This window comes from Mycobacterium gordonae (genome assembly GCF_002101675.1).
In the GTDB taxonomy this organism is placed as follows: Bacteria; Actinomycetota; Actinomycetes; order Mycobacteriales; family Mycobacteriaceae; genus Mycobacterium; species Mycobacterium gordonae.
Window position 1 is genome coordinate 1 of record NZ_LQOY01000221.1, and the last position, 6,080, is coordinate 6,080.

Sequence of the window (6,080 nt, forward strand, 5' to 3'; positions counted from 1 at the left end):
GCGGCAAACACCGGCTCGGTGGCCAGCAGGTCCTTGCCCATCTCCGCCCACTGCGAGCCCTGCCCGGAAAACACCCAGACGGGTCCCAGCTTGTCCTGACCGACCGCGGGCGGGTACGGCGTCTCACCGTCGGCGACCGCACGCAACGCGTCGCGCAGCTCGGTCGCGGTGCCCGCCAGCACGGCGGTGCGCACCGGCCGGTGACTGCGGCGGCGGGCCAGCGTGTAGGCCAGGTCGGAGATGTCCAGATCCTCTTGGGCATCCACCCAGTCCGCGAGCTGACCGGCGGTCTTGTGCAGCGCCTCCTCCGAGCTGGCCGAGACCGGGAAGATCAGGGTGCCTTCCAGGCCGGTGCTGCCGTCGGGCAGCACCGTCTGGCCCGCCGGTGCCGGCGCTTGCTCGACGATGGCGTGCACGTTGGTGCCCGACATGCCGTACGACGACACCGCCGCCCGCCGGGGAGCGGCCTTGTCGTCTTTCGGCCAAGGTGTAACTTCTTGCGGCACAAAGAGATTGCTCTCGATTGCGGCAATCTTTTCCGGCATGGTGTTGAAGTGCAGGTTCTGCGGAACCACGCCGTGCTGCACCGCCAGCACCGCCTTCATCAGCCCCAGCGCGCCGGCGGTCGACTGGGTGTGGCCGAAGTTGGTCTTCACCGACCCCAGTGCGCAAGGCCCGTCGTTGCCGTAGACCGCGGCCAGACTCGCGAACTCGACCGGGTCGCCCACCGGCGTTCCCGTGCCATGTGCTTCGACCATGCCGACAGTCGCGGGGTCGACGTCGGCCGCATCCAGCGCGGTGCGATACACCGCCTCCTGGGCATCGACGGACGGTGTGACGATGTTGACGGTGTGACCGTCCTGGTTGGCCGCGGTTCCCTTGATGACGGCCAGGATCCGGTCGCCGTCGCGCTCGGCGTGATCCAGCCGCTTGAGCAGCAGCACGACCGCGCCCTCGCCGGAGACGAACCCGTCGGCCTCGACGTCGAACGCGTGGCAGCGGCCCGAGCGCGAGAGCATGCCGTTGGCCGAGCCCGAGGCGAAGCGGCGCGGCTCGAGCATCGCGTACACACCGCCGGTGAAAGCCAGGTCACTCTCGCCGTCCTGAATGCTGCGGAAAGCCAGGTGGGCGGCGAACAAACCGGAAGAGCATGCCGTGTCGACGGTGACCGACGGCCCGCGCAGGCTCAAGGCGTAAGAGACCCGGCCGGACGCCATGCACGAGTTGGTGCCGGTGTTGCCGTAGGGGCCTTCCAAGGTGCCGGTCTCGGCCTGGACGAACTGATAGTCGCCGTGATTGAGACCGATGAAGACCCCGGTGGGCGTGTCGGCGAGCTGCGCGGGCGTGAGGCCGGCGTGTTCCATGGCTTCCCAGGACGTTTCCAGCAGCATGCGGTGCTGGGGGTCCATAGCCACGGCTTCTTTTTCCGCGATCGCGAAGAATTCGGGGTCGAAGTCGCCGATGTTCTCCACGAAAGCGCCCCACTTGCAGTGGGAGCGTCCGGGGACGCCGGGCTCAGGGTCGTAGTACTCTTCGACGTCCCAGCGGTCCAAGGGCACCTCGGTGACGAAGTCCTCGCCCCGCAATAGCGCCTGCCACAGCTGTTCAGGTGAATTGATGCCCCCCGGCAACCGGCACGCCAGGCCAATGACCGCAACCGGTACGCGTGTCTTCTCCACGGTGGTACGTCATCTCCTTAGCCCGCGCTTCGAACCCTCTTCGGCAAGTTCCGTCGAACTTCGGTCCGCGCTGCCCCAGCCCGCAGCAACGGACGCGTACACCGACCCCCAGATTTCGGCGCCAACGACATAGTTGGGCGCGTTCAGAAGCGTAACCGGTTGATTCGTCGCATGTAGAAAAATCGTGCGAACGTACAAAAATAATTCGCCAAGGTGACATCAATCACATCGGCTCGTATTCGGCGATCGCTCCTTCGTTTGATGACAAAACCGCAGCTTATGGCACTGTCGTTGCGTCGCAAAGCAATCTTCGGCGGTCACCGCCCGGCGGGCGGTCCCGGGTGCCTTTCCCCGCCCTGTGATGGTGAACAGCCGATGGCGGGTCCCCCGATTTAGGTAGCTGGGCGCGTTGCGGAAGTCCTGTGCCCGGGAGGCCCGAGAGGTGCCTTCGGTGCTGACGATCAGGCGGGCGCGGCGGCGTCCTGGGTCGCCGCGAGCCTTTCGCAGATCCGATCAGCCAGGTCCCGCACGGTGGTGATTTCGTTGGACGTCAACCGGATTCCGGTTTCCGTCTCGATGTGGGTGCGCAGCTCGAGATTGCCCAGCGAATCGAGTCCGTACTCCGACAGCGCCCAGTCCGGATCCACGGCACGCCGCAGGATCAGGCTGACGCCCTCCGATATCACCCGCCGCAGTTGGCCGGGCCACTCCTCGACCGGCAGCTCCATCAACTTCGCCACCAGCTTGTTGGTGCCCGACCGGCCCCTGGCGGACTTAAACAACTCGGCAAACGGGCTGCGCTGAGCGAAGGCGGTCAGCCAGGGTGAGCCGATCACGGGGGCGTAGCCCGTGTACGCCCGGTTGTGCCGCAGCAGCGCCTCGAAGGCGTAGGCACCTTCGTCGGGGCCGATCGCCTCACCTTCGCCGGACTGCTCGGCGAACGTCGTCGCGCGGCCGATCTCCTCCCAGGCGCCCCAGGCGATCGAGGTGGCCGGCAACCCCTGAGCGCGCCGCCAGTGGGTGAAGGCGTCCAGCCAGCTGTTGGCCGCGGCGTACGCACCCTGACCTGGCGACCCCACCAGCGCCGCCGCTGAGGAGAAGGAGCAGAACCAGTCCAGCTGCCGGCCCGCTTGCCCCTCCTGCAAGGCTTCGTGCAGATACCAGGCGCCGTGCACCTTGGGCGCCCAGTCGCGCTGGATGAGCTCTTCGGTGATATTGGGCAGGGTGGCGTCCTCGACGACCGCGGCGCCGTGCAATACCCCGCGCACCGGCAGGCCGGTGGCGGTGGCCGCGGACACCAACCGCCGGGCGGTGCCGGGCTCGGCGATGTCACCGCATTCGACCACGACGTCGGTTCCGATGGAGCGAATCAATTCGATTGTCTCCATAGCCTTTTCGCTGGGCTGCGACCGCGAGCTGAGCACGATGCGCCCGGCCCCGGCGCCCGCCATCTTCTCGGCCAGGAACAGGCCGAGGCCGCCCAGGCCGCCGGTGATGATGTAGGCGCCGTCACCGCGGAACACCCGCGACTGCTCGGGTGGCAGCACCACGCTGCTGCGGCCCGCGTGCGGCACCTCCAGGATCAGCTTGCCGGTGTGCTCGGCCGCGCCCATTACGCGGATCGCGGTGGCCGCATCGGCCAGCGGGTAGCTGGTGCTTTCGGGAATCGGCAGCGTGCCCTCGGCGGTCGCATGGTAGACCGTGGTCAACAATTCGCGGACCGCCCTCGGGTCGGTGGCCGACAGCAAGCCCAGGTCCAGACCGTGGAATGACAGGTTCTGCCGGAACGGGAAGAGGCCGAGTTTGGTGTCGCCGTAGATGTCGCGCTTGCCGATCTCCACGAACTGTCCACCCCGCGCCAACAGCTTGATCCCCGCCAGCTGGGCGGCGCCGAACACCGAGTTGAGGACGATGTCGACCCCGTAGCCGTCGGTGTCGTTGCGGATCTGGTCGGCGAACGCAACGCTGCGCGAGTCGTACACATGCTCAATTCCCATGGTGCGCAACAGTTCTCGGCGCTGCTCGCTGCCCGCGGTGGCGTAGATCTCGGCGCCGGCGGCACGCGCGATCGCGATGGCCGCCTGGCCCACCCCACCCGTCGCGGAGTGGATGAGAACCTTGTCGCCCGCCCTGATGCGGGCCAGGTCCTGCAGGCCGTACCAGGCGGTGGCCGACGCGGTGGTGATCGCGGCAGCCTGGGCGTCGGTCAAGCCGTCGGGGATGGGTGTGGCCAGGCGTGCGTCGCAGGTGACAAAGGTGGCCCAGCAGCCGCTCGCCGACATCCCCCCCACGCGGTCGCCGACCTTCAGGTCGGTGACGTCGGGTCCCACCGCGGTCACCACGCCGGCGAAGTCGGTGCCCAACTGAGGCTGCTGTCCGTCGGCCGTCTGGTAGCGGCCGAAGGTGACCAGGACATCGGCGAAGTTGATGCTGGACGCACCGACGGCGACCTCGACCTCACCCGGCCCCGGCGCGACCCTTTCGAACGCGGCGAACTCGAGCGTCTGCAGGTCGCCGGGGGTGCGGATCTGCAGACGCATGCCCTCGTGCTCGTGCTCCACCACGGTGGTCTGACGCTCGTCGGGGCCCAGCGGCGTCGGGCTGAGGCGTGCGGTGTACCACTCGTCGTTGCGCCAAGCCGTCTCGTCTTCTTCGGACTCGGTGAGCAGCAGTTGACGGGTCACTTGTTCGGCGCCGGTGTTGTCGTCGACGTCGATGTAGGTGACCTTGAGGTGGGGGTGTTCGGCGCTGATCACCCGCAGCAGGCCACGCAGGCCGCCCTGTTCGAGGTTGGCGCAGTCGTCGGCCAGCACCGTCTGGGCATTGCGGGTCATGACGTATAGCCGGGCGGTCTGGCCCTCGATATCGGGCAGTTCACGCGCGATGCGCACGATGTGCCCCACGTACTCTCTGCCCCGTTCGATGGCGCTCCCGGTTGCCGAGTCCCCGCTTGGAGGCGCGGTGAGAACGACGACGCCGTTGAAGGCATTGGTGCTGAGTTGATCGCGCAGCAAGCCGGCCTGCGCGTCGTGGTCGTCGCGCAGCAGCCACGAGATCGTCGTGCTGTCGGCGTCGTGCACCTTCAGGGCGTCGGTCAGCTGCGTCGCCATCATGTCGGAGGCGTCGGCGGTGCTGATCAGCAACCAGTTGCCGGGTTCGGTCACGGTCTTCTCGGGCAGCTCGCGCCGTTGCCACTCGATGGTCAGCAGCCGCTCGGCCAGCACTCGATCCCGCTCGCTGCTTGCCGAGGCGCCGGTGCCCATCTGCAAGCCCCGCACCGCCAGCAGCACGGAGCCGTGCTCGTCGAGGATGTCGATATCGGCATTGAGCCCGGTGCCCTCGGGGGTCACGGTGGTCAGGCAGTACCGGGCATGCCGAGCCGAACCGTAGGCGCGCAGCCGGCGAACCCCCAGCGGCAACAGCAGGCCGCCGCCGCCGGCCGTGGTGACGCTGGGGTGCGCGGACACCGACTGGAAGCAGGCGTCCAGCAGTGCGGGATGCACGCCGTACGCACCCTGCTGGGCGCGGATCGAACTGGGCACGGCGACCTCGGCCAGCACCGTGTCGCCGGCTTCCTCGGTGACGTGCGCCGCGGTCAGACCACTGAATGCCGGGCCGTACTGGATGCCGCGACCGTCGAATTCGTGGCGAAGGTCGTCGCCGTCGGCGGGATTCGGGTGCGAGGCGAGCAGCGCTTCGATGTCGTAGGCGGCGGGCGGAACTTCGCCGTCGTCCCCGTCGGATCCGGCATGCAGCATCGCCGAGGCGCGCCGGGAGCGTTCGCCGCCCTCGTTGGTCTCCACCACGAACGGGACGACCCCGGGCGCCTCGACCGTCGCGGTGGCCCCGACGGGAGTCATCTCGTCGAGCAGCAGCAACCGTTCGAACTTGATGTCGCGGACTTCGGCGTTCTCGCCGAGTACGGTGCGAGCCGCGGCCAGGGCCATCTCGCAGTAGGCCGCGCCGGGCAGCGCCGCGGCCCGGTGAATTTGGTGATCACCCAGCCAGGGCTGCGCCTCGGTGCCGACATCGCCTTGCCAGACGTGCCGTTCCGGCTCCTCGGGCAGCCGGACATGCGCGCCCAGCAACGGGTGCACCGCCACGGTGTTGGCGTGGGGGAGCCGATCGGTGCTCTCCTCGAGCAACAGCCGGCGGTGGGTCCACGCCGGCAGCGGCGGCTGCAGCAGGTTGCCACCCGGGTAGAGCAGCGAGAAGTCCACCGCGGCCCCCGCGACGTAGAGGTCGCCGACCAGGCCGCGCAGGCCGTGCGGCAACGGTTGTTCGCGGCGCATGGCGGCCAGGGCGGCCGCGGACATGTCCAGTCCGCGGGCGGTCTGGTCGACGGCGTGGGTGAGCAGCGGGTGAGGGGACAGTTCGGTGAAGACGCGGAAGCCGTCTTCC

General features: G+C 68.6%; 2 protein-coding genes. Both read right to left on the reverse strand.

From position 1 onward, the window contains the following. Positions 1–1,679, reverse strand: a 1,679-nt coding sequence (locus tag AWC08_RS27925; RefSeq protein WP_142283852.1) for a type I polyketide synthase, incomplete at its 3' end; no start/stop codon positions are given. A gap of 461 nt (positions 1,680–2,140) precedes the next feature. After that, positions 2,141–6,080, reverse strand: a 3,940-nt coding sequence (pks2, locus tag AWC08_RS27930; RefSeq protein WP_142283853.1) for a sulfolipid-1 biosynthesis phthioceranic/hydroxyphthioceranic acid synthase, incomplete at its 5' end; no start/stop codon positions are given.